Origin of the sequence: Brevibacterium oceani (assembly GCF_017948325.1) — a bacterium.
GTDB lineage: Bacteria > Actinomycetota > Actinomycetes > Actinomycetales > Brevibacteriaceae > Brevibacterium > Brevibacterium oceani.
In genome coordinates, this window is record NZ_CP072846.1 from 1,906,064 (window position 1) to 1,926,298 (window position 20,235).

Consider the following 20,235-nt stretch of genomic DNA (forward strand, 5'->3'; position numbering starts at 1 on the left):
GAATGAACTACCCCAGACACCAGTGGCAGGGCGTGGTCGAGGAATACCGCAGCCTCCTCGACATCTCCGAGACCACCCCGGCCGTCACGCTCGGCGAGGGCGGCACCCCGCTGATCAGAGCGGAGAAGCTCAGCGAGGTCACGGGCGCCCAGGTGTGGGTGAAGTACGAGGGACTCAACCCGACGGGATCGTTCAAGGACCGCGGGATGACGATGGCGATCACTAAGGCCGTGGCCCACGGGGCCAAGGCGGTCATCTGCGCATCGACGGGCAACACCTCCGCATCCGCCGCGGCCTACGCCACGAAGGCAGGACTGACGTGCGCGGTGCTCGTGCCCACGGGCAAGATCGCTCCGGGCAAGATGAGCCAGGCGATCGCCCACGGTGCCACGCTGCTCGAGGTCGACGGCAACTTCGACGACTGCCTCACGCTGTGCCGCAAGCTCTCCGAGTCCTATCCCGTCCACCTCGTCAACTCGGTCAACCCCGACCGCATCGAGGGCCAGAAGACCGCTTCCTTCGAGGTCGTCGATGTCCTCGGCGACGCTCCCGACATCCACGTCCTGCCCGTGGGCAACGCCGGCAACATCACGGCCTACTGGAAGGGCTACAACGAGTACCGCGAGCTGGGCGTCGCGGCGAAGCTGCCGCAGATGTGGGGCTTCCAGGCCGACGGCGCCGCGCCGCTCGTCCTCGGCCATCCCGTCGACGAACCCGATACGATCGCGACCGCGATCCGCATCGGCAATCCCGCCAGCTGGACTCAGGCTGTCGCCGCACGTGAGGACTCCGGCGGACTCATCGAATCGGTCACCGACGATGAGATCCTCGCTGCCCACAAATTCCTCTCCCGCGAAGAGGGAATCTTCGTCGAACCCGGATCGGCCGCCTCGGTGGCGGGACTGCTGAAGAAGTCGGAAGCCGGCAGCATCCCCGCCGGCGCGACGATCGCCGTGACCGTCACCGGGCACGGGCTGAAGGACCCCTCCTGGGCCCTGCACACCACCGACGGTTCGGAGATCGAGCCGCTGCGGGTCTCGATCGACGCCGTCAGCGCCGCCCGCGCCCTGGGCCTCGAGGACAGCTGAGCGTGCGCCTGCGACTCGAGGTCCCGGCCACCTCGGCGAATCTGGGACCCGGATACGACGCCTTCGGCCTCGCCCTCGACATCGTCGACACGCTCACCCTGAGCGTCCGTGAGGCACCCGTCGACGAGGCGAACTGCGTCACGGTCACGGGGGAGGGCGCCGACGTGCTCCCACGCGACCGCACCCATCTCGTCATGCGAGTCCTCGCCGAGGTGTTCGCCGCGGAATTCCCCAACGCGGAGCCGGGCCTGCTCGACCGGATCGAACTCGACTGTCGCAACCGGATCCCGCACTCACGGGGCCTGGGATCCTCGGCCGCCGCGGTGGTTGCCGGAATCGGACTGGCCGCCGAACTCGGGCACTGGGCGACCGGTCAGGCACTCACTCGCGAACGCATCCTCGAGATCGCCACGGACTACGAGGGACATCCTGACAATGCGGCTCCGGCGATCTTCGGCGGGCTCACCGTCTCTCTCTCGGGTCCGGCCCGGTCCTGGCAGGTGCCGGTGCGCACGCTCGAGGCCGTCACCGTGCTCGTGCCCTCCGTCCGCTTGGACACGGACATCGCCCGCGGCCTCATCCCCGCGGACATCGCTCACCCGGTCGCGGCGGAGAACTCCGCCCGTGCGGGACTGCTCATCCATGGCCTCGTCAACGACGCTTCGGCGCTGTTCGACGCCACCGACGATCGGCTCCACCAGGAATTCCGACGCGGCGCCTACCCGCAGTCCATGGCCCTCGTCGACGCACTGCGCGACCGCGGCCTGCCGGCGGTCATCTCGGGGGCCGGTCCCACGGTCCTCGTCCTCGCCGACTCCGTCCCCGATGCGGCGGTGCCCGACGGCGTCGTCTGCCGTCGGACCGCCATTGACCTCGGGGGATATCGGGTGATCCGAGAAAGTTGACGAAACGATTCGCGTGATCGCCGACGAACAAGTAGACTGAGGGTGTTCCGTCGTGCACGGCTTCCCGCTGTTCTTCACGGGTCCGATGCCGATGTCATACATTCCGGAACATCTCCTGCTCGTTCTTTTGCAGGTTTTCTTTCACAACGCACCGTCAATGGTGTTTCCGTCGCCGTGAGCAAACGGCACATGCCGCACGGCCGAAAGAGGGAGAAGGACCTTCGTGTCTGAAACCACCACTCACGATTCCACGCCGCGAAGCGGCAGCCTCACAGCGCTGCGGCTGCCCCAGCTCCAGGAAATGGCAGCGGGTCTGGGAATCAAGGGTTACCGTCGACTTCGCAAGAGCGAACTGATCGACGCCATCAACAGCCATTCGGGCGGATCGGGCGCCTCCGCCCCCGCCGAGCAGAAGTCCGCCGCTTCCGCCGCCCGGGGGAAGTCAGCGGAGAAGAAGGACGAGCCGAAGCAGGAGCCGGCGAATCGCCGCTCCTCGCGCCGGGCCGCGCCCGCCGAGTCCGCACCGACCGAGGATGCTCCGGCACTCATCGTCGAACCCAGCAGCGATGCCCCCGCCGCGAGCGAGTCCGCCCCCGAGAAGCCGGCGGCGGAATCGCACGAGGACAAGGACGGCGACCAGGATCGTCAGCGGTCCCGCCGGAACCGGTCGCGCTCACGCGGTTCCGACCAGAGCGAGTCCCGCGAACAGGATTCGGACGAATCGGCCGACCGGTCGGGACGTCAGGACCGCGGCGCCGACCGTGAGAACCGCGGCGGTCGCGACAACGATCGTCGCAATCGCCAGAACGACCGCGACGGCAACGACCGCAGCGGTGACCGCGATGACCGTGGCGGCAACGATCGCGGCGGCAACGGCAGCAACCGGGACGACCGCAATGATCGCAACGACCGCGGCGGCGACCGAAACGATCGCAATGACCGCGGCGGCAGCAACCGGGATGACCGTGGCAACCGCGGCGATCGCGACAACCGGGGCAACGGCAACAACGACCGTGACAACCGTCGGGGTCGCAACAACAACGACGATGACGACCGCGGCAACCGCCGCGGACGCGGGCGGGACCGCAAGCGTCGCGGCCGCGGCAATGACGAACCGGACATCCGTCACGACGACGTGCTCATCCCCGTCGGCGGCATCCTCGACGTCCACGACAACTATGCCTTCCTGCGCACCTCCGGCTACCTGCCGGGACCGAACGACGTCTACGTCTCGGCCTCCATGGTGCGCAAGAACGGCCTGCGCAAGGGCGATGCCGTCGCCGGCGCGATCCGCCAGCCGCGCGAGAACGAACAGCGGGGCAACAAGCGCGAGAAGTTCGACGCGCTCGTCCGCCTCGACTCCGTCAACGGTCTGACCGTCGACGACGCCCGCTCGCGCGTCGAGTTCTCCAAGCTCACTCCGCTCTACCCGCAGGAGCGACTGCGTCTGGAGACCACGTCGAAGCTGCACTCGACACGTCTCATCGACCTCATCACGCCCATCGGCAAGGGACAGCGCGGACTCATCGTCGCACCCCCGAAGGCGGGCAAGACGACGATCATGCAGCAGGTCGCGAACGCGATCACCGAGAACAACCCCGAAGCGCACCTCATGGTCGTCCTCGTCGACGAACGTCCCGAGGAAGTCACTGACATGCAGCGCGCGGTCAAGGGCGAGGTCATCGCCTCGACCTTCGACCGTCCCGCCGACGACCACACGACGATCGCCGAACTCGCCATCGAACGGGCCAAGCGCCTCGTCGAGATGGGCTCCGACGTCGTCGTTCTGCTCGACAACATCACCCGCCTCGGCCGCGCCTACAACATCGCCCAGCCGGCTTCGGGCCGCATCCTCTCCGGCGGTGTCGACGCGAACGCTCTCTACCCGCCGAAGAAGTTCTTCGGTGCCGCACGCAACATCGAGGGCGGCGGTTCGCTGACCATCCTCGCCACCGCGCTGGTCGAGACCGGTTCGAAGATGGACGAGGTCATCTTCGAAGAGTTCAAGGGCACCGGCAACATGGAGCTGCGCCTGAGCCGTCAGCTCGCCGACAAGCGCATCTTCCCGGCCATCGACGTCAACGCGTCGAGCACCCGCCGCGAAGAGATGCTGATGACGGGCGAAGAGACGAAGGTCATGTGGCAGCTGCGCCGACTCCTCTCGGGTCTCGAGCAGCAGCAGGCCGTCGAACTGCTCATGTCCAAGCTCAAAGAGACCGGCTCGAACGCCGAGTTCCTCATGCAGGTTCAGAAGACCACTCCTCTGCCGAAGTCTTCGACCGACAACAACTGAGATGGCCGATTCCACCCTCACGGCCAGTGTCAGCGCTCTGCTCGATGAGCATGCGCGGGTGCAGGAGGAACTCTCCGATCCCGCCGTCCACGCTGACGCCGGCCGGGCCAAGAAGCTGACCAGGCGGTACGCGGAACTCAATAGGGTCGCCGAGGCCGCCCGGCGCTTCTCCCAGCTCGAGGCCGACCATTCGGCCGCCCTCGAGCTGGCAGAGTACGATGCCGATTTCGCCGCCGAGGCGAAACGGCTCTCCGAGGAGATGTCGGCCGTCGAGGGTGAGCTCAGAGACCTCCTCGTCCCGAGCGATCCCGATGACGCCCGCGATGCGATCATCGAGATCAAGGCCGGTGAGGGCGGCGAGGAGTCCGCGCTGTTCGCCGGCGATCTGCTGCGCATGTACCAGCGGTGGATCGACTCCCACGGCTGGTCGAGCCAGCTCCTCGACGCCACGCACTCCGACCTCGGCGGCTACAAAGACGTCTCCCTGGCAGTCAAAGCGAAGGACGACGGTGCGTACGGCTGGCTGAAGTTCGAAGGCGGCGTCCACCGTGTCCAACGCGTTCCTGTGACCGAATCCCAAGGCCGCATCCACACCTCAGCGGCCGGCGTCCTCGTCTTCCCGGAGGTCGATGAGCCCGAAGAGGTCCACCTGCACGAACACGATCTGCGCATCGACGTCTACCGCTCCTCCGGGCCCGGCGGACAGTCGGTGAACACGACGGATTCCGCCGTCCGAATCACCCATCTGCCGACCGGGATCACGGCGAGCTGCCAGAACGAGAAGTCCCAGCTGCAGAACAAAGAGGCCGCCATGCGCATGCTGCGAGCCCGGATCCTGGCGAAACAGGCCGAGGAGGCCGCAGCCGAGGCCGCCGACATCCGCCGTTCCCAGGTGCGCACAGTCGACCGTTCCGAACGCATCCGCACCTACAACTTCCCGGAGAACCGGATCACCGACCACCGCACGGGTTTCAAGGCCTATAACCTCGACCAGGTGCTCGCCGGAGAACTCGACCCTGTCATCGGATCCTGCCGTGACGCCGACAAGGCCGCGCGCCTCGACGCCCTGGGGGAGTGAACTGGACACCGGAGCGCCCGCACGCGTGAGCGATCTGCTGCGCGGAGCCGTCACTCTGCTGCGCGAAGCAGAAGTTCCCGCCCCGGAGGTCGATGCGTCGGCACTGCTCGCCCACGCCTGGGGCATCGACTCAGCGACTCTGGGCCGCCGACGACTCTTCGACGAGTCGGTGCCGGCCGAGGTCACCACTGCGTTCGCCGAACTCTGTGCAGCCAGGCGGCAGCGGATCCCGTTGCAGCATCTCACCGGGGTCGCCCACTTCCGACATCTCGAACTGCAGGTCGGACCGGGAGTCTTCGTCCCCAGACCGGAGACCGAACTCCTCGTCGGTGCCGCCCTCGCCGAGCTCTCCGACCGTGCGCGATCCGAGCGGCCGTTCGTCATCGACCTGTGCTCCGGATCAGGGGCGATCACCCTGGCACTGGCCAGCGAACACGAGGGAGTCGACGTCCTCGGCATCGAACGCGAACCCGCGGCGCTGGAATGGTCACAGACGAATCTGGAACGGGTCAGCCTCGGCGATTCCACTGTCGAATTCCTCGCAGCGGATGCCACGTCGATCACGCAGAGTCATCCCGAGCTCATCGGACGGGCCGACGTCGTCGTGACGAACCCCCCGTATGTGCCGGATGCCGCGATCCCGAAGGATCCCGAAGTCGCCGAACACGATCCAGCCGCCGCACTCTACGGCGGCAGCACCGGACTCGAGATCCCGGCTCTCATCATCGCCGAGGCCGCGGCGCTGCTGCGACCCGGTGGACTGTTCCTCATGGAGCACAGTGAGGAGCAGGGGCCCGGAGCACGTGAACTGCTCGATGCCTCGGCCAGTCTGAGACAGCCTGCGACCTACCCGGACTACACTGGACGCGACCGCTATACGGTCGCTCGTCGCACGGCGAGCGACGGCCGTTGACCGCTCAACCACTGCCAAGAGATTCGAAACGGAGAACTCGTGTCGAGACGATTCGACGTCAGCCAAGCCGATATCCGCGACCTCGTCTTCGACGAGTGTGCGCGTGTGGCCGACACGGGCAGTCTGCTCGTCATCCCCACCGACACCGTCTACGGGATCGCCGCGGATGCCTTCAGCGCCTCCGCGGTCGCGGCCCTGCTCGCAGCGAAGGGCCGCGGGCGCGACATGCCTCCACCGGTCCTCGTTCCCCGCTCGGAGACGATCTTCGGTCTCATCGACGGCGTCGATGAGACTCTGCTGGCACTCACCGCGCAATTCTGGCCCGGTCCGCTGACGATCATCGCGAACGCGCAGCCCTCGCTCGACTGGGACCTCGGCGACACCCACGGAACCGTGGCCGTGCGCATGCCCGACGACGAATACGCCCTGGCCCTGCTCGCCCGGACCGGGCCTCTGGCCGTCTCGAGTGCGAACATCTCTGGCCGACCGGCCGCTCAGACCGCCGACGATGCGCAGGAGATGCTCGGAGACGACGTCGACATCTACGTCGACGGGGGAGTCCGCGAGTCGGGGATGTCCTCGACGATCATCGACCTCAGCGGCGACACCCCGCGCATCGTCCGTTCCGGACCGATCACTGCCGATCAGCTGCGCGAGATCGTCCCCGACCTCATCGACCTGGACGGCTGAGTGCGCGCCTACCTGTTCATCCTCATCGTCTCCGCCCTCGTGGCGTACCTGCTGACCCCGATGGTCAAGCGGGTGGCCGAACGGGGGCGGATCTTCTCACCTCTGCGGGCCCGCGACGTGCATTCCGTCCCCACGCCGAGGTTGGGTGGAGTGGCGATGTTCGGTGGGCTGATCGTCGGCCTCGTCTTCGCCTCCCAGACGCCGTTCCTGCAGCGGATCTTCGTCGAACCCGGTCCGATCATCGGCATCGCCGGTGCCGCCGGACTGCTCTGTCTGCTCGGCGTCATCGATGACATCTGGGATCTCCATTGGATGGCCAAGCTCGCCGGACAGGCGCTGGCCGCCGGCTTCATGGCCATCAAGGGCGTGGCGCTGCTGTCCATCCCCTTCGGAGGAGTCATCATCGGCTCCCCGCGGATGTCGCTCATCATCACCGTCCTCGTCGTCCTCGTGACGATCAACGCCGTCAACTTCGTCGACGGACTCGACGGTCTGGCCGCCGGCGTTGTCGCGATCGGGGGCATCGCGTTCTTCATCTACTCCTACTGGCTCGCCCGCGACGCCTCACCGGAGTCGTATGCCAACCTCGCCTCGCTCATCATCGCGATCCTCGTGGGAGCGTGCCTGGGCTTCCTGCCGCACAACTTCAACCCCGCGCGGATCTTCATGGGCGACTCGGGATCGATGCTCATCGGCCTGCTGCTCGCGGCCTCGACGATTCGGGTGACCGGGCAGGTCGACCCTGCCCTGATCGGTCAGGAGAGGGCATTCGCCACCTTCATGCCGATCATTCTGCCGATTGCCGTGATGTTCCTGCCGCTGCTCGACCTCGGGCTGGCGGTGGTGCGCCGTCTGCGTGCCGGGCAGTCACCGTTCTCCGCCGACGCCAAACACCTCCACCACAGGATGCTGCGGCTCGGCCACTCACACGCTCGTGCCGTACTCATCCTCTACACCTGGACCGCGCTCATCGCCTTCGGTTCGGTGCTGCTCCTGTTCAAAGGATGGTTCTTCGTCGCCTGCGTCATCGGCGGCCTGGTCGCCATCACCCTGATCTTCACGTTCTACCCCCTGCGAATGCGTCAGAAAGCCAGAGAGGAAATCTCGTGACAGACCCGACACCGCGCCCCGAGACCGACGTCGAAGCCGCTTGGACCAGGGTCTGGAGGTCGCTGCTCGTGCGCGGCATCGTCCTCGTCATCGTCGTCGCCGCCCTCGGTATGGGCATCGGCTGGCTTGCCGCGGGCACGCCCGGTCTCGTCGGGGGAGCCGTGGGTGGGGGACTGGCCGCAGTCTTCATCATCATCACGCTGGTGACTATGTACCTGGGTCGGAACATGGGACTGACGACCATCGCCGGTCTGCTCGGCGTCGGCTTCCTGTTCAAGGCCTTCATCTTCATGATCGTCATCTGGCGGATCAAGGACGCGACCTGGCTCGACGGAACCGTGGCGTTCCTGACCATCGTCGTCGCCGTGCTCGGCAGCTCCATCGTCGAGGCGGTCACCGTCGTCAAGGGACGCGTCCCCTACGTCGATCCGGACGCGAAGTAGAGGGTTCGGCAGCGTGGCCGCTGGGATCGAACAGCCGATCAGCTGACCCACCGGTAACCCGCCCGCTGCCCCCGTCGACCAAGTGATGACGTGTCGGATAAAATCGCTGACAGAAATTGCACAGAGAAGCCTGATGAATTTGTCGGTGACTCTCTACAATTGGTAGAGTAGTTGCGGTGCTGGGGCGCAAGTTCGCCCTCTGTCGCTCCTGAACCTCAAGCCGTGCGTTGACTGCGCGGCCAAGGCCAGGCCATCAAGGCCCTTGACCATGGGAGAGAAATAACAACGTGGGAACACTCAACGCCGCGAACACAACGATCAGTGCTGCTGAAGGCGGCTTTCACGCGCCATCGATGGCGGAATTCTTTCCGGCGGCTTTCCTTTTTGAGGGCACTCCGTTCGAGATGAATCGCGTGATGCTCATCCGCGTCCTCGCTACGGTAGCCGTCGTCATCCTCCTCGCGGTCTGGGCCAAGCGGATGAAGCTCGTCCCCACGCGATTCCAGTCGGCAATGGAACTCGCCATGGAATTCGTCACCGTCGGCATCGCCGAGGACACGATGGGCAAGGACAAAGCGAAGAAGTTCATGCCGCTCATCGTGGCGATCTTCTTCGGCATCCTGTTCTGGAACGTCACGAAGCTCATTCCGTTCCTCAACATGCCCGGCACCGGCGTCATCGGACTGCCGATCGTCCTCACCCTCGTCGTCTACGTGACCTATCACTGGGCAGGCATCGCCGAGAAGGGCCTCGGCCGCTACCTGAAGGATTCTCTGATCCTTCCCGGAGTGCCGCCGGCCATGCACATCCTGCTCATCCCGATCGAGTTCATCACGAAGTTCGTCACCCAGCCGTTCACGCTGGCGATCCGACTCTTCGCGAACATGATGGTCGGCCACCTGTTGCTCGTCCTCTGCTTCTCGGCGACCAGCTTCTTCCTCTTCGACGCGTCGAACGGGTTCCAGTTCTTCTCGATCCTCACCTTCGCTGGAGGAATGTTCGTCTTCCTCCTCGAGATGCTGGTCGTCGTCCTTCAGGCGTACATCTTCGCACTGCTCGCCTGCGTGTACATCAATGCCGCTATCTCGGACGACCACTGAGATAGCTCCCAGAACCGTAACTCACGAGTTGCACGGTCGGGCCAACCACCCGACTCCATTATGAAAGGAAAAGCATCCTATGGATATGCTCGCCGCAGTTGAAGGTAGCGTTTCGACGATCGGTTACGGCCTCGCGGCCATCGGTCCCGGTATCGGTGTCGGTATCGTCATCGGCAAGACCATCGAGGGAACCGCTCGTCAGCCCGAGATGGCAGGCGCCCTGCGCGGAAACATGTTCCTCGGTATCGCTCTGATCGAGGCCCTGGCCCTCATCGGTATCGCCACCCCGTTCTTCCTGCCCTGATCTCGAAGAGGACTGAAAGATGACTCCGGTTACCATCGTCGCGTCCGAGGAGAACCCACTTCTCCCCGCGCTGTACGACATCGTCTGGAGTGCCGTCTGCCTGCTGATCGTCTTCCTGGTTGTTTGGAAGTACGTCCTGCCGGCCTTCAATAAGACCCTCGATGAGCGCGCCGAGCGCATTCAGGGTGGAATTGAGAAGGCCGAGAAGGTCCAGGCCGAAGCCGATCAGGCTCTGGCCGAGTATCAGAAGCAGCTCGCCGACGGTCGTGCAGAGGCTGCACGACTGCGCGCCGAGGCTCAGGAAGAGGGCGCTCAGATCATCGCCGACATGAAGGCACAGGCTCACACCGAGGCTGATCGCATCATTGCAACGGCACAGACCCAGATCGACGCCGAACGTCAGGCCGCCATGGTGCAGCTGCGTTCCGAGGTCGGCACGCTGGCCACGGACCTGGCTTCGCGCATCGTCGGTGAGTCGCTCACCGATGACCAGCGCTCGGCCAATGTGGTCGATCGCTTCATCGCCGATCTCGAGTCCGACTCCTCCGCGCAGCCGGTCAAGGGGGCGTGATGCTCCAGTCGAGCAGACTGTCCCTGCAGGCCGTTCTCGAAAACGCGAACTCCGAGATCTCGGCGGATGACCCCCGAGGCATCGGTGAAGGCACGCTCGCCGTCGTCGGAGTGCTGGCGGAGAATGTCGGGCTGCGCAAGGCCTTGGCGGACTCGTCCGAGTCGGCCGAGAAGAAGCAGCAGCTGCTGCGGACTCTGTTCTCGACTCGGACAACCGATGCGGTTCTGCGCATCGCGGATGCGGCCGTTGCCCAGCGATGGGCTCGTACCCAGGATCTGGTCACGAGCCTCGAGGTCGCAGGCGTGACTGCCGTGGCAGCCGCTGCCCAGGCCAATGGCGAACTCGGTCAGGTCGAAGAGGAAGTCTTCCGCTTCGCGCGCCTGCTGGAATCGGAGCACGAACTCGCTCGTGCTCTCGATTCGGAGGCGCCGGCGGAGACCAAGCGGAGCCTCGTCTCCGATCTGCTCTCCGGCAAGGCCAGCCCCGACACCATCACCCTGATCGCTCAGGCGGCACTGCATCCGCGCGGCCTCCGCGTGGCGACCGCACTCGATCAGTACAGCGACATCCTCGCGGCCCGGCAGCAGCGCTCGGTTGCGGACGTCACCGTCGCCAAGCCGCTGACCGAGGCGCAGACCGAGAAGCTGCAGTCGGCTCTGTCGGCGAGCTACGGTCGCGAACTCGTGCTCAATGTCCAGGTCGACCCCAGTGTCCTCGGGGGAGTCCGGGTCCAGGTCGGCGACGAGATGATGAACTCCACCGTGGCCGATCGACTGGCCGATGTGCAGCGCAAGCTCGCAGGTTGACACAAGTGGCCGGCTCCTCCGGCATAGGCGGCCCACCGGTCGTCGGACGCAAGATTTGAGTAAAGGAAGCAGGGAAACCAGATGGCGGAACTGACAATTCGCCCGGAAGAGATCCGGGACGCTCTCGGGAAGTTCGTTGATTCGTACAACCCGGAGAGCTCGGAGAAGACCGAGGTCGGCAAGGTCGTCACCGCTGGTGACGGCATCGCCCACGTCTCCGGTCTGCCCGGAACCATGGCCAACGAACTCCTCCGATTCGAAGACGGCACCCTGGGCCTGGCCCAGAACCTCGACGAACGGGAGATCGGCGTCGTCATCCTCGGTGAGTTCTCCGGAATCGCCGAAGAGCAGAACGTCTACCGTACCGGCGAGGTCCTCTCGATCCCGGTCGGCGACGGATACCTCGGTCGCGTCGTCGATCCGCTGGGTCGTCCCGTCGACGGTCTCGGCGACATCGAAACCGTCGGTCGTCGTGAGCTCGAGCTCCAGGCCGCAGGCGTGATGGATCGCCAGGAAGTGCGCGAGCCGATGCAGACGGGCTACAAGAGCATCGATGCGATGATCCCGGTGGGACGCGGACAGCGTCAGCTGATCATCGGCGACCGCAAGACCGGCAAGACCGCTCTGGCGATCGACACGATCATCAATCAGAAGGCCAACTGGGAGACCGGCGACCCGAAGAAGCAGGTCCGCTGCATCTACGTCGCTGTCGGCCAGAAGGGTTCCACGATCGCCGGCGTCCGCCGCAGCCTCGAAGAGGCCGGCGCGCTCGAATACACGACGATCGTGTCCTCGCCCGCTTCCGACCCCGCCGGCTACAAGTACCTGGCGCCCTACGCCGGTTCTGCCATCGGTCAGCACTGGATGTACGACGGCAAGCACGTCCTCATCGTGTTCGACGACCTCTCGAAGCAGGCCGAGGCCTACCGTGCAGTGTCGCTGCTCCTGCGTCGTCCGCCGGGCCGCGAGGCCTACCCGGGTGACGTCTTCTACCTGCACTCGCGTCTGCTGGAACGCTGTGCGAAGCTCTCCGACGAGCTCGGCGGCGGTTCGATGACCGGTCTGCCGATCATCGAGACCAAGGCCAACGACGTCGGCGCGTTCATTCCGACCAACGTCATCTCGATCACCGATGGTCAGATCTTCCTGCAGTCGGACCTCTTCAACGCCGGGCAGCGTCCTGCTGTCGACGTCGGTGTGTCGGTCTCCCGCGTCGGCGGTGCCGCCCAGACGAAGGCGCTCAAGGGCGTCTCCGGTACGCTGAAGATCTCGCTGGCTCAGTACCGTTCGCTCGAGGCATTCGCCATGTTCGCCTCCGACCTCGACGAGGCGACGAAGCGCGATCTGGCTCGCGGTGCACGCCTGACCGAACTGCTCAAGCAGGGTCAGTACGCTCCGATGCCGTTCGAGAAGCAGACCGTGTCGATCTTTGCCGGCACCAACGGCTACCTCGACGAGATTCCTGTCGAGGACGTCCTGCGGTACGAATCCGAGCTGCACGAGTACATCGAGCGCAAGACCGGAATCTTCACGACCATTCGTGAGACCCTCAAGCTCGATGACGACACCACCGAAGAGCTCAAGTCGGCACTGGCCGGATTCTCCGAGGAGTTCGTCAGCGCGGATCAGGGTGGATCGAAGGCCGGCAGCGAAGACACCGCCGCTGCCTCCGCGGATGATGTCGAGCAGGAGCAGATCGTTCGGCAGAAGCGTTGAACCTGTTCCGTAACGGCGAAAGGAAGAACTGATGGGAGCCCAGCAGAGGGTCTTCAAACAGAAGATCCGCTCGACACAGTCCTTGAGGAAGATCTTCAAGGCGATGGAGCTCATCGCTGCTTCGCGGATTCAGAAGGCCATCGCCCGCTCACAGGCGGCGAGCCCGTATGCGAACGCCCTGACCCGTGCGGTCTCGGCGGTCGCCAGCGAGTCGAACGTCGATCACGTGCTGACCACGGAGTCGGAGAACGTCAAGCGGGCCGCAGTGCTCGTCATGGGACCCGACCGTGGGTTCGCGGGAGCCTATTCCGCGAACCTGCTGCGCGAGGCCGAAGAGCTCGTCCGGCTTCTGCACGAAGAGGGCAAGGACGTGAAGCTGTTCACGGTCGGCGGCAAGGCGAAGAACTACTACACCTTCCGCGATCGTCCGATCGAACGCGCCTGGACCGGCTTCTCCGAGAACCCGACCGCCGAGGTGGCTCGGGAGATCGGTGAGGCACTGTTGGAGGACTTCGATCCGGAGAATCCTGACGCGGGTCTCGACGAGATCTACATCGTCTTCACGAAGTTCGTCTCGAGCGTCAATCACGATCCCGAGTACCGGCGCCTTCTGCCGCTCGAAGTCGTCGACGCCGACGAGGCGAGCACGGGTGGAGCGGCCGAATCGACCGATGACGGCACTGCGTTCCCTCTCTACGAGTTCGAACCCAGTGCGGAGGCCGTGCTCGACGCATTGCTGCCGCGGTACATCGATTCGCGCATCCTCTCGGCGCTGCTGAGCGCATCGGCCTCCGAGCAGGCCTCGCGCCAGGCCGCGATGAAGACGGCCACGGACAACGCGGACGATCTCATCAAGACCTACACCCGGTTGGCCAATACGGCTCGCCAGGCGGAAATCACCCAGGAACTCACCGAGATCGTCGGTGGGGCGGATGCCCTCGCGGCATCGGCAGCCGGCGACTGACCGGCGAGAGCAGAGAGAAAGAGACCATGACTGCCACAGCAACGGAAACCTCTCCGGCACAGGGCACAGCCCTCGGTCGGATTTCCCGAGTCATCGGCCCGGTTGTCGACATCGAGTTCCCGCTCGACTCCGTGCCAGAGATCTACAACGCACTGACCACCTCGGTGGAGCTGTCCGAAGGCACGCGCAAGCTGACCTTCGAGGTCGGCCTCCAGCTGGGCAACGGACTCGTCCGCGCCGTGTCGCTGCAGCCGACCGACGGCCTGGTCCGCGGTCAGGAAGTCGTCGACACCGGTGCACCGATCTCGGTGCCCGTCGGTGACGTCACCAAGCACCACGTGTGGAACACCACCGGTGACTGCCTCAACCTCGCCGACGGTGAGCAGCTCGAGATCTCCGAGCGCTGGCCCATCCACCGCCCGGCACCGGCCTTCGACGAACTCGAGTCGAAGACCGAGATGCTCGAGGTCGGCATCAAGAGCATCGACCTCCTGACCCCCTACGTGCAGGGTGGAAAGATCGGTCTGTTCGGCGGCGCCGGCGTCGGCAAGACCGTGCTCATCCAGGAGATGATCTTCCGCATCGCTCACAACCACTCGGGCACCTCGGTGTTCGCCGGTGTGGGTGAGCGCACCCGTGAGGGCAACGACCTCATCATGGAGATGGACGAGGCAGGCGTGTTCAAGGACACCGCACTGGTCTTCGGGCAGATGGACGAGCCGCCAGGCACCCGTCTGCGCGTGGCCCTGGCGGCCCTGACCATGGCGGAATACTTCCGCGATGTGCAGAACCAGGACGTGCTGCTGTTCATCGACAACATCTTCCGTTTCACCCAGGCCGGCTCCGAGGTCTCGACCCTGCTGGGTCGCATGCCCTCCGCCGTGGGCTACCAGCCCAACCTGGCTGACGAGATGGGTCTGCTCCAGGAGCGGATCACCTCGACGCGGGGCCACTCGATCACCTCGATGCAGGCGATCTACGTCCCCGCCGACGACTACACGGACCCGGCACCGGCCACGACGTTCGCTCACCTCGATGCGACCACCGAGCTCAGCCGTGACATCGCCTCCCGTGGTCTGTACCCGGCGATCGACCCGCTGGCTTCGTCCTCGCGCATCCTCGATCCGCTGATCGTCGGTGACGAGCACTACCGCGTGGCCAACGAGGTCAAGGCGATTCTGCAGAAGAACAAGGAGCTGCAGGACATCATCGCCATCCTCGGTGTCGACGAACTCGGTGAAGAGGACAAGCTCGTCGTTCACCGCGCCCGTCGCATCGAGCAGTTCCTCTCGCAGAACACCTACACCGCTGAGAAGTTCACTCAGGTTCCCGGTTCGACTGTGCCGCTTGCCGACACGATCGAAGGCTTCTCGAAGATCTGCTCCGGCGAGGTCGACCACATCCCGGAGCAGGCGTTCTTCAACGTCGGCGGCCTGGACGATGTGATGCGCAACTACGAAGAGATGCAGAAGTAAGCCATGGCGACACTCGAAGTGAATGTCGTGGCTGCCGATCGCGAAGTGTGGGTCGGTGAGGCCAAGCGCGTCATCGCCCGCACTCTCGACGGCGAGATCGGCATCCTGGCAGGTCATGAGCCTGTCCTGGGTGTCGTCGCCGATGGCGAGGCGCGGATTCTCACCACCGGTGAGGAGACCATCAGGGTCAAGGCTGATGGTGGTTTCCTCTCGGTGGAGAACAATCGCGTGATCATTGCCGCTGATCAGGCCGAACTTCTCTGATCTGCACGTTACACTGGCAACCGTGAACCCTTCTGTCCTGCTGATCGTTCTGCTCTCATTGGTAGGACTCGCGCTTGCTCTGATCGTCGTCGTGACGATCCGACGCAGGTCGATCTCGAAGCTCTCGGGTGCTTTCGACTGTTCCATCAACGTGGGCGAGGAGTATTCTTCTCGCCCACGTTGGCGTTTGGGTGTCGCGGTCTTCTCGGTAGCGTCCCTGGACTGGTATCCGGTGTTCGCTCTGACCCGGCGGGCGGCATTCCGGTTGCCGCGGGCCGATCTCGACATCCTCGTGCGGCGCAAGCCGACCTCGGGGGAGCAGTACTCCGTTCTGCCCGATGCCGTCGTCGTCGACTGCTCCTACGGCAAGGCGGATGGTCGTCCGCGTTCGGTGTCGTTGGCGATGGACACCGAGTCGCTGTCCACGATGGCCTCGTGGCTGGAGTCCTCGCCTCCCGGTTTCAATCCGACGATGGGACGTTTCACCTGATGGATGTCTTCCGTTTGACAGGTCCGTCGCGTCTGCACGGCGTCATCGACGTCAGGGGCGCGAAGAACAGTGTTCTCAAGCTCATGGCGGCCAGCCTGCTGGCCGTCGGTCGGACCACTATCACGAATGTTCCTGCGATCCTCGATGTGAGGATCATGGTCGAACTCCTCGTACGGCTCGGCTGCGAAGTCGACTACGATTCGACCGCTGGGGTCGTGAGCATCGATGTGCCCGACGAGGTCGGGATCCAAGCCGACTACGAACTGGTCCGTGCGATGCGCGCGTCGATCTCCGTGCTCGGCCCGCTGACCGCGCGGATGCGCGCAGCCCACGTCGCTCTTCCCGGGGGCGACGCCATCGGTTCGCGCGGCCTCGACATGCACCAGGCCGGGCTCGAGGCCCTCGGCGCCGAGGTACACCTCGATCACGGCTATTTCGTCGCCGAAGCCCCTGACGGTCTGCGCGGAACCGAGATCGTGCTCGAATTTCCCTCGGTGGGAGCCACCGAGAACCTCGTCATGGCCGCCACGCTGGCGCAGGGATCGACGACGATCTCGAATGCCGCCCGCGAACCCGAGATCGTCGACATCTGCACGATGCTCGTCGAGATGGGTGCGGACATCGACGGCATCGGAACCTCCGAACTCACCATCACCGGCGTCTCAGCGCTGCGACCGGTGACCCACCGGACGGTGGGCGACCGCATCGTCGCCGGCACGTTCGCCTTCGGCGCCGCACTCAGCGGCGGCGACGTCACCGTTCGCGGCGTCGGGCTCGAACTCATGCCGAACATCGGGCTCAAGCTCAGGGATTCCGGAGCGAGCGTCGATGACCTCGGTGAGATCAGCCTCGGCGATGGGACCATCGGTCACGGCTTCCGCGTGATCGGTGCCGAACGTCCGCATGCGATCAGGGTCGCCACCATGCCGTTCCCCGGTTTCCCCACCGACCTCCAGCCGTTCGTCATTGCCCTCAACTCGGTGTCCGACGGCATCGGACTGCTCTCGGAGAATCTGTTCGAGGCTCGGTGGCGATTCGTCCAGGAGATCGCCCGCCTCGGCGCGAAGGTGCGCATCGACGGCAACCATGCGCTCGTCACCGGCAGCGAGAGCCTCTCCGGCGCCGAGGTCGAGGCCTCGGATATCCGCGCCGGGGCCGGTCTCGTCATGGCTGCCCTGCGTGCCGGGGGAGTGACCGAGGTGTCGGGCATCGATCACATCGAGCGCGGCTACGAGAACTTCGTGGCCAACCTGCGCAGCCTCGGCGTCGACATCGAACGCGTCGAGAAGCGCGACGTACTCAGTTTCGAGTAGCCCGCCACCCGCGATCAGGCCCCGCCACACTCGCCCAGGCTCTTCTTCGCTACGCTCGTTCAAGCCGACGCGCGTCTGTCGAGAGCTGTTTCGCTCGTTCAAGCCGGAGCGCGTCTGTGGAACGGTCGACGGCTCGCGATGTGCGCTTCGCCTTGAACGAGGTCTGCCGACGGTTGCATTTCTCCCCGCAGACAGCTCTATAGCGCCACTTCGTCAGCGTGCAGGACGTAGAACTCGCCACCTGTGCGCACGAGTCGATGATTATCCACAGGGCGAATTCTCGGGGTGGCCACGGCACGGTCCGGTCGCTCATGCTTGGTGGCATGTATGGATGTCTGACGACGGCCGCTCTCAACGCCGCGGGGTGGGACTGTCATCGCATCAAAGCGGCTGAGCGATGCTGTCTGCGGCGGTTGGAGCGGGGTCGCTACCTCGTCACGACAGTGTGTGACAACCCTGCACACAGCTTCGTCGCCGCGATCGCCGAGGCTTCCAGGACGACTCTGCCCAAGGAGGCGAAGGGCCAGCGCAAGCGTGCCGAGGATGTGAGGATCCTGGTCCGATCTTATGTCGATCGCATGCCTCCGGACTCGGTGTTCTCCCACCGCAGCGCACTCGTCGTCCACGCCCTTCCGATTCCCTATATCGACCGGAGCGAGGTTTACGCTGAATCGGTCAATCCCCGCTACGGCGTGCGTCTGGCGAACATGCTGGTCAGGCGTCGGTCGATGGACACCGGTGCGCATGAGATCGTCAATGGGATTCCGGTCACGACCGTACTGCAGACAATGCTCGACATCGCTCGCGACTGCCCACTGGCATTCTCCGTGGCAGTGCTCGACTCCGCGGTGCGCGAATCGGTCCTGACGTCCAACGAGATCCGGACCTATTTCGAATCCCACCCGGTTCGCACTGGCACTCGGAAGATCCTGACCGCGCTCGACAACATCGACAGTCGCCGGGAGAGTGTGGCGGAGCCGATCTGCGCGGTGCGCTTCGTTGAGCATTCGATCTCCGGATTCGAACCGCAGGTCGACATCTGCGATGAGAGCGGCAGGCATCTGGCACGGACGGATTTCGCAGATGTCCGCGCCAAAGTGATCGCGGAGGTCGACGGAGCGGCGAAGTACCACCTCGACGGCGGCGATCCTCAGCAGTCGTTCGAACGCGAGAGGAGTCGCGAGTATACGCTCCGCAACGAAGGGTGGATGGTCTTTCGGATCCGCTGGAGCGAGCTGTTCACCGCCGACGCCTTTCTGCGCATCAAGGAAACTGTGCGCCGGCGCGTGGTCGTCGACGAGAGACGGCAGCGGGAAGTGTGATCCGCGACCTCGCTCAGGGCGGACAGCGTCTCTAGATCGGTGCATGACTCGACAGAGGTGTTCCGCCTTGAACGATGGCAGAGGACAGGCGCGTGTGGTGGACGGACGCGCGTGGCCTTGAACGATGGCAGAGGACAGGCGCGTGTGGTGGACGGACGCGCGTGGCCTTGAACGACGGCAGAGGACCAGCGTCAAGGCGTGAGGTAGGACGGCGCGGCTCTGTCCAGCCGAGGATCACCCCGGGCTGAGACAGCCGAATAGAGGCAGACCAGCCGATCAGAAGAGGCGCGAGTCCGGATCGTCCATACCGCGCAGAGCGTCGTAGTCGAGGACGACGCAGCGGATGCCGCGGTCCTCGGCGAGCGTCCGCGCCTGGGGCTTGATCTCCTGAGCGGCGAATACCCCTTCGACAGGGCTGAGCAGAGGATCACGGTTCATCAGCTCGAGGTAGCGCGTGAGCTGTTCGACCCCGTCGATGTCTCCGCGACGTTTGATCTCGATCGCTACGGACTTCTGCACACTGTCCTTGGCCAGAATGTCGACCGGACCGATCGCTGTCATGTATTCGCGACGGACGAGGCTGTATCCGGTGCCGAGGGTCTCGATATGCTCGGCCAACAGCTCCTGCAGATGCGCCTCGACGCCGTCTTTGACCAGACCGGGATCGACCCCGAACTCGTAGCTGTCATCGGAGATCACCTCGGCGATGGAGATGATGAGACGATCACCGGTCTTCGTCTGGGAGACCTCCCACAACTCGGTCAGACCGGCGGCCGTCTGCTCGGCGTCCGGCTCGACGTGCCGGATCGTACACGGGGGAGTCATCCAGTTGAGCGGCTTGTATGAACCGCCGTCGGAATGGATGAGGATCGACCCGTCTGCCTTGAGCATGATGAGGCGGGTAGCCATCGGGAGGTGGGCGGTCAGACGACCGGCATAATCAACGGAGCATTCGGCAATGACAAGACGCACGCGCTTCAGCCTACGTGAGACAATGGGCCAATGCCACGATCTTCATCCTCGCGTCGCACGAACAAATGGCAGCGGAGTCCCAGAGACCTCTCTGATGCGGTGTCCGGGATGCGCACCAGCCGCTCACTTTCGGACGGGACCTGGTCGGTGCAGACGGTGCGAGGCAGCGATTCCGGCAAGGTCTACGTGTGCCCCGGTTGCGGACGCGAGGTCAGTGCGTCCTCGACTCACATCGTCGCCTGGCGACAGGAGGCCAGGCACGGAGTGGAGATCGGAGTCGACAGCCGGCGGCACTGGCACCCGCGCTGCTTCGAACGCTTCAGATGATGAGGGCGGTCGACGTGATCCGACAGCGACCCAGTGGAATGACGCGGGACGCACTGGGCCCATAAAGGACGCACTGGCCTCACTCAGGATG

The 20,235-nt window shown here is 64.9% G+C and carries 20 protein-coding genes; 19 read left to right on the forward strand and 1 reads right to left on the reverse strand.

The genetic code is table 11. The features are described from left to right. Nucleotides 1-2 precede the first annotated feature (2 nt). From thrC to J9314_RS08470, 19 genes are all read left to right on the forward strand, one after another. Nucleotides 3-1,088 carry a threonine synthase gene (gene thrC, locus J9314_RS08380; RefSeq protein ID WP_210605301.1) on the forward strand — a complete coding sequence of 362 codons (1,086 nt, stop codon included), beginning with the start codon at nucleotides 3-5 and terminating at the stop codon, nucleotides 1,086-1,088. Nucleotides 1,089-1,090: 2 nt separating this feature from the next. Then, nucleotides 1,091-1,993: a homoserine kinase gene (thrB, locus tag J9314_RS08385; protein ID WP_246490689.1), complete on the forward strand. Its 903-nt coding sequence runs from the start codon at nucleotides 1,091-1,093 to the stop codon at nucleotides 1,991-1,993. A gap of 223 nt (nucleotides 1,994-2,216) precedes the next feature. Beyond that, nucleotides 2,217-4,286: a transcription termination factor Rho gene (rho, locus tag J9314_RS08390; protein WP_210605302.1), complete on the forward strand. Its 2,070-nt coding sequence runs from the start codon at nucleotides 2,217-2,219 to the stop codon at nucleotides 4,284-4,286. A gap of 1 nt (nucleotide 4,287) precedes the next feature. After that, complete coding sequence (prfA, locus tag J9314_RS08395; RefSeq protein ID WP_210605303.1) at nucleotides 4,288-5,364, forward strand: peptide chain release factor 1; 1,077 nt, start codon at nucleotides 4,288-4,290, stop codon at nucleotides 5,362-5,364. Nucleotides 5,365-5,389: 25 nt separating this feature from the next. Continuing rightward, nucleotides 5,390-6,277: a peptide chain release factor N(5)-glutamine methyltransferase gene (prmC, locus tag J9314_RS08400; RefSeq protein WP_210605304.1), complete on the forward strand. Its 888-nt coding sequence runs from the start codon at nucleotides 5,390-5,392 to the stop codon at nucleotides 6,275-6,277. A gap of 39 nt (nucleotides 6,278-6,316) precedes the next feature. Beyond that, on the forward strand, nucleotides 6,317-6,967 hold the full coding sequence (locus J9314_RS08405) for an L-threonylcarbamoyladenylate synthase (protein ID WP_210605305.1): 651 nt from the start codon (nucleotides 6,317-6,319) through the stop codon (nucleotides 6,965-6,967). After that, nucleotides 6,968-8,077 (forward strand): MraY family glycosyltransferase, encoded by a 1,110-nt coding sequence (locus J9314_RS08410; RefSeq protein ID WP_166971389.1) that lies wholly within the window; start codon nucleotides 6,968-6,970, stop codon nucleotides 8,075-8,077. Further along, complete coding sequence (locus J9314_RS08415) at nucleotides 8,074-8,520, forward strand: Cg1360 family ATP-synthase-associated protein (protein WP_210605306.1); 447 nt, start codon at nucleotides 8,074-8,076, stop codon at nucleotides 8,518-8,520. Before J9314_RS08410 ends, J9314_RS08415 begins: the two co-directional genes overlap by 4 nt. Before the next feature lie 353 nt (nucleotides 8,521-8,873). Then, nucleotides 8,874-9,620, forward strand: coding sequence for a F0F1 ATP synthase subunit A (gene atpB / locus J9314_RS08420; protein ID WP_210605307.1), 747 nt, complete (start codon nucleotides 8,874-8,876; stop codon nucleotides 9,618-9,620). A 79-nt stretch (nucleotides 9,621-9,699) separates the two neighbouring features. Further along, on the forward strand, nucleotides 9,700-9,924 hold the full coding sequence (gene atpE, locus J9314_RS08425; RefSeq protein WP_101572413.1) for a F0F1 ATP synthase subunit C: 225 nt from the start codon (nucleotides 9,700-9,702) through the stop codon (nucleotides 9,922-9,924). Between the two features lie 19 nt (nucleotides 9,925-9,943). Then, on the forward strand, nucleotides 9,944-10,495 hold the full coding sequence (locus tag J9314_RS08430) for a F0F1 ATP synthase subunit B (protein WP_181275322.1): 552 nt from the start codon (nucleotides 9,944-9,946) through the stop codon (nucleotides 10,493-10,495). Next, nucleotides 10,495-11,301 carry a F0F1 ATP synthase subunit delta gene (locus J9314_RS08435; protein ID WP_210605308.1) on the forward strand — a complete coding sequence of 269 codons (807 nt, stop codon included), beginning with the start codon at nucleotides 10,495-10,497 and terminating at the stop codon, nucleotides 11,299-11,301. The genes J9314_RS08430 and J9314_RS08435 overlap by 1 nt, the downstream gene beginning before the upstream one ends. Before the next feature lie 81 nt (nucleotides 11,302-11,382). Continuing rightward, nucleotides 11,383-13,017 (forward strand): F0F1 ATP synthase subunit alpha, encoded by a 1,635-nt coding sequence (gene atpA, locus J9314_RS08440; protein WP_210605309.1) that lies wholly within the window; start codon nucleotides 11,383-11,385, stop codon nucleotides 13,015-13,017. Nucleotides 13,018-13,048: 31 nt separating this feature from the next. Beyond that, nucleotides 13,049-13,981: a F0F1 ATP synthase subunit gamma gene (locus tag J9314_RS08445; RefSeq protein WP_210605310.1), complete on the forward strand. Its 933-nt coding sequence runs from the start codon at nucleotides 13,049-13,051 to the stop codon at nucleotides 13,979-13,981. Nucleotides 13,982-14,007: 26 nt separating this feature from the next. Next, nucleotides 14,008-15,456 carry a F0F1 ATP synthase subunit beta gene (atpD, locus tag J9314_RS08450; RefSeq protein WP_181275318.1) on the forward strand — a complete coding sequence of 483 codons (1,449 nt, stop codon included), beginning with the start codon at nucleotides 14,008-14,010 and terminating at the stop codon, nucleotides 15,454-15,456. A gap of 3 nt (nucleotides 15,457-15,459) precedes the next feature. Beyond that, nucleotides 15,460-15,720 carry a F0F1 ATP synthase subunit epsilon gene (locus tag J9314_RS08455; RefSeq protein ID WP_166971406.1) on the forward strand — a complete coding sequence of 87 codons (261 nt, stop codon included), beginning with the start codon at nucleotides 15,460-15,462 and terminating at the stop codon, nucleotides 15,718-15,720. A gap of 22 nt (nucleotides 15,721-15,742) precedes the next feature. After that, nucleotides 15,743-16,210, forward strand: a complete 468-nt coding sequence (locus J9314_RS08460) for a DUF2550 domain-containing protein (RefSeq protein WP_135538628.1) — start codon at nucleotides 15,743-15,745, stop codon at nucleotides 16,208-16,210. Continuing rightward, a complete protein-coding gene (gene murA / locus J9314_RS08465; protein ID WP_210605311.1) occupies nucleotides 16,210-17,523 on the forward strand; it encodes a UDP-N-acetylglucosamine 1-carboxyvinyltransferase in 1,314 nt (437 codons plus the stop codon). The genes J9314_RS08460 and murA overlap by 1 nt, the downstream gene beginning before the upstream one ends. A 443-nt stretch (nucleotides 17,524-17,966) precedes the next feature. Further along, entirely contained in the window at nucleotides 17,967-18,845 is an 879-nt protein-coding gene (locus J9314_RS08470; protein WP_210605312.1) for a hypothetical protein, read from the forward strand. Between the two features lie 276 nt (nucleotides 18,846-19,121). Here the strand turns inward: J9314_RS08470 and nucS are convergent, their stop codons facing one another. Next, entirely contained in the window at nucleotides 19,122-19,817 is a 696-nt protein-coding gene (gene nucS / locus J9314_RS08475; RefSeq protein ID WP_181275315.1) for an endonuclease NucS, read from the reverse strand. Nucleotides 19,818-20,235 lie beyond the last annotated feature (418 nt).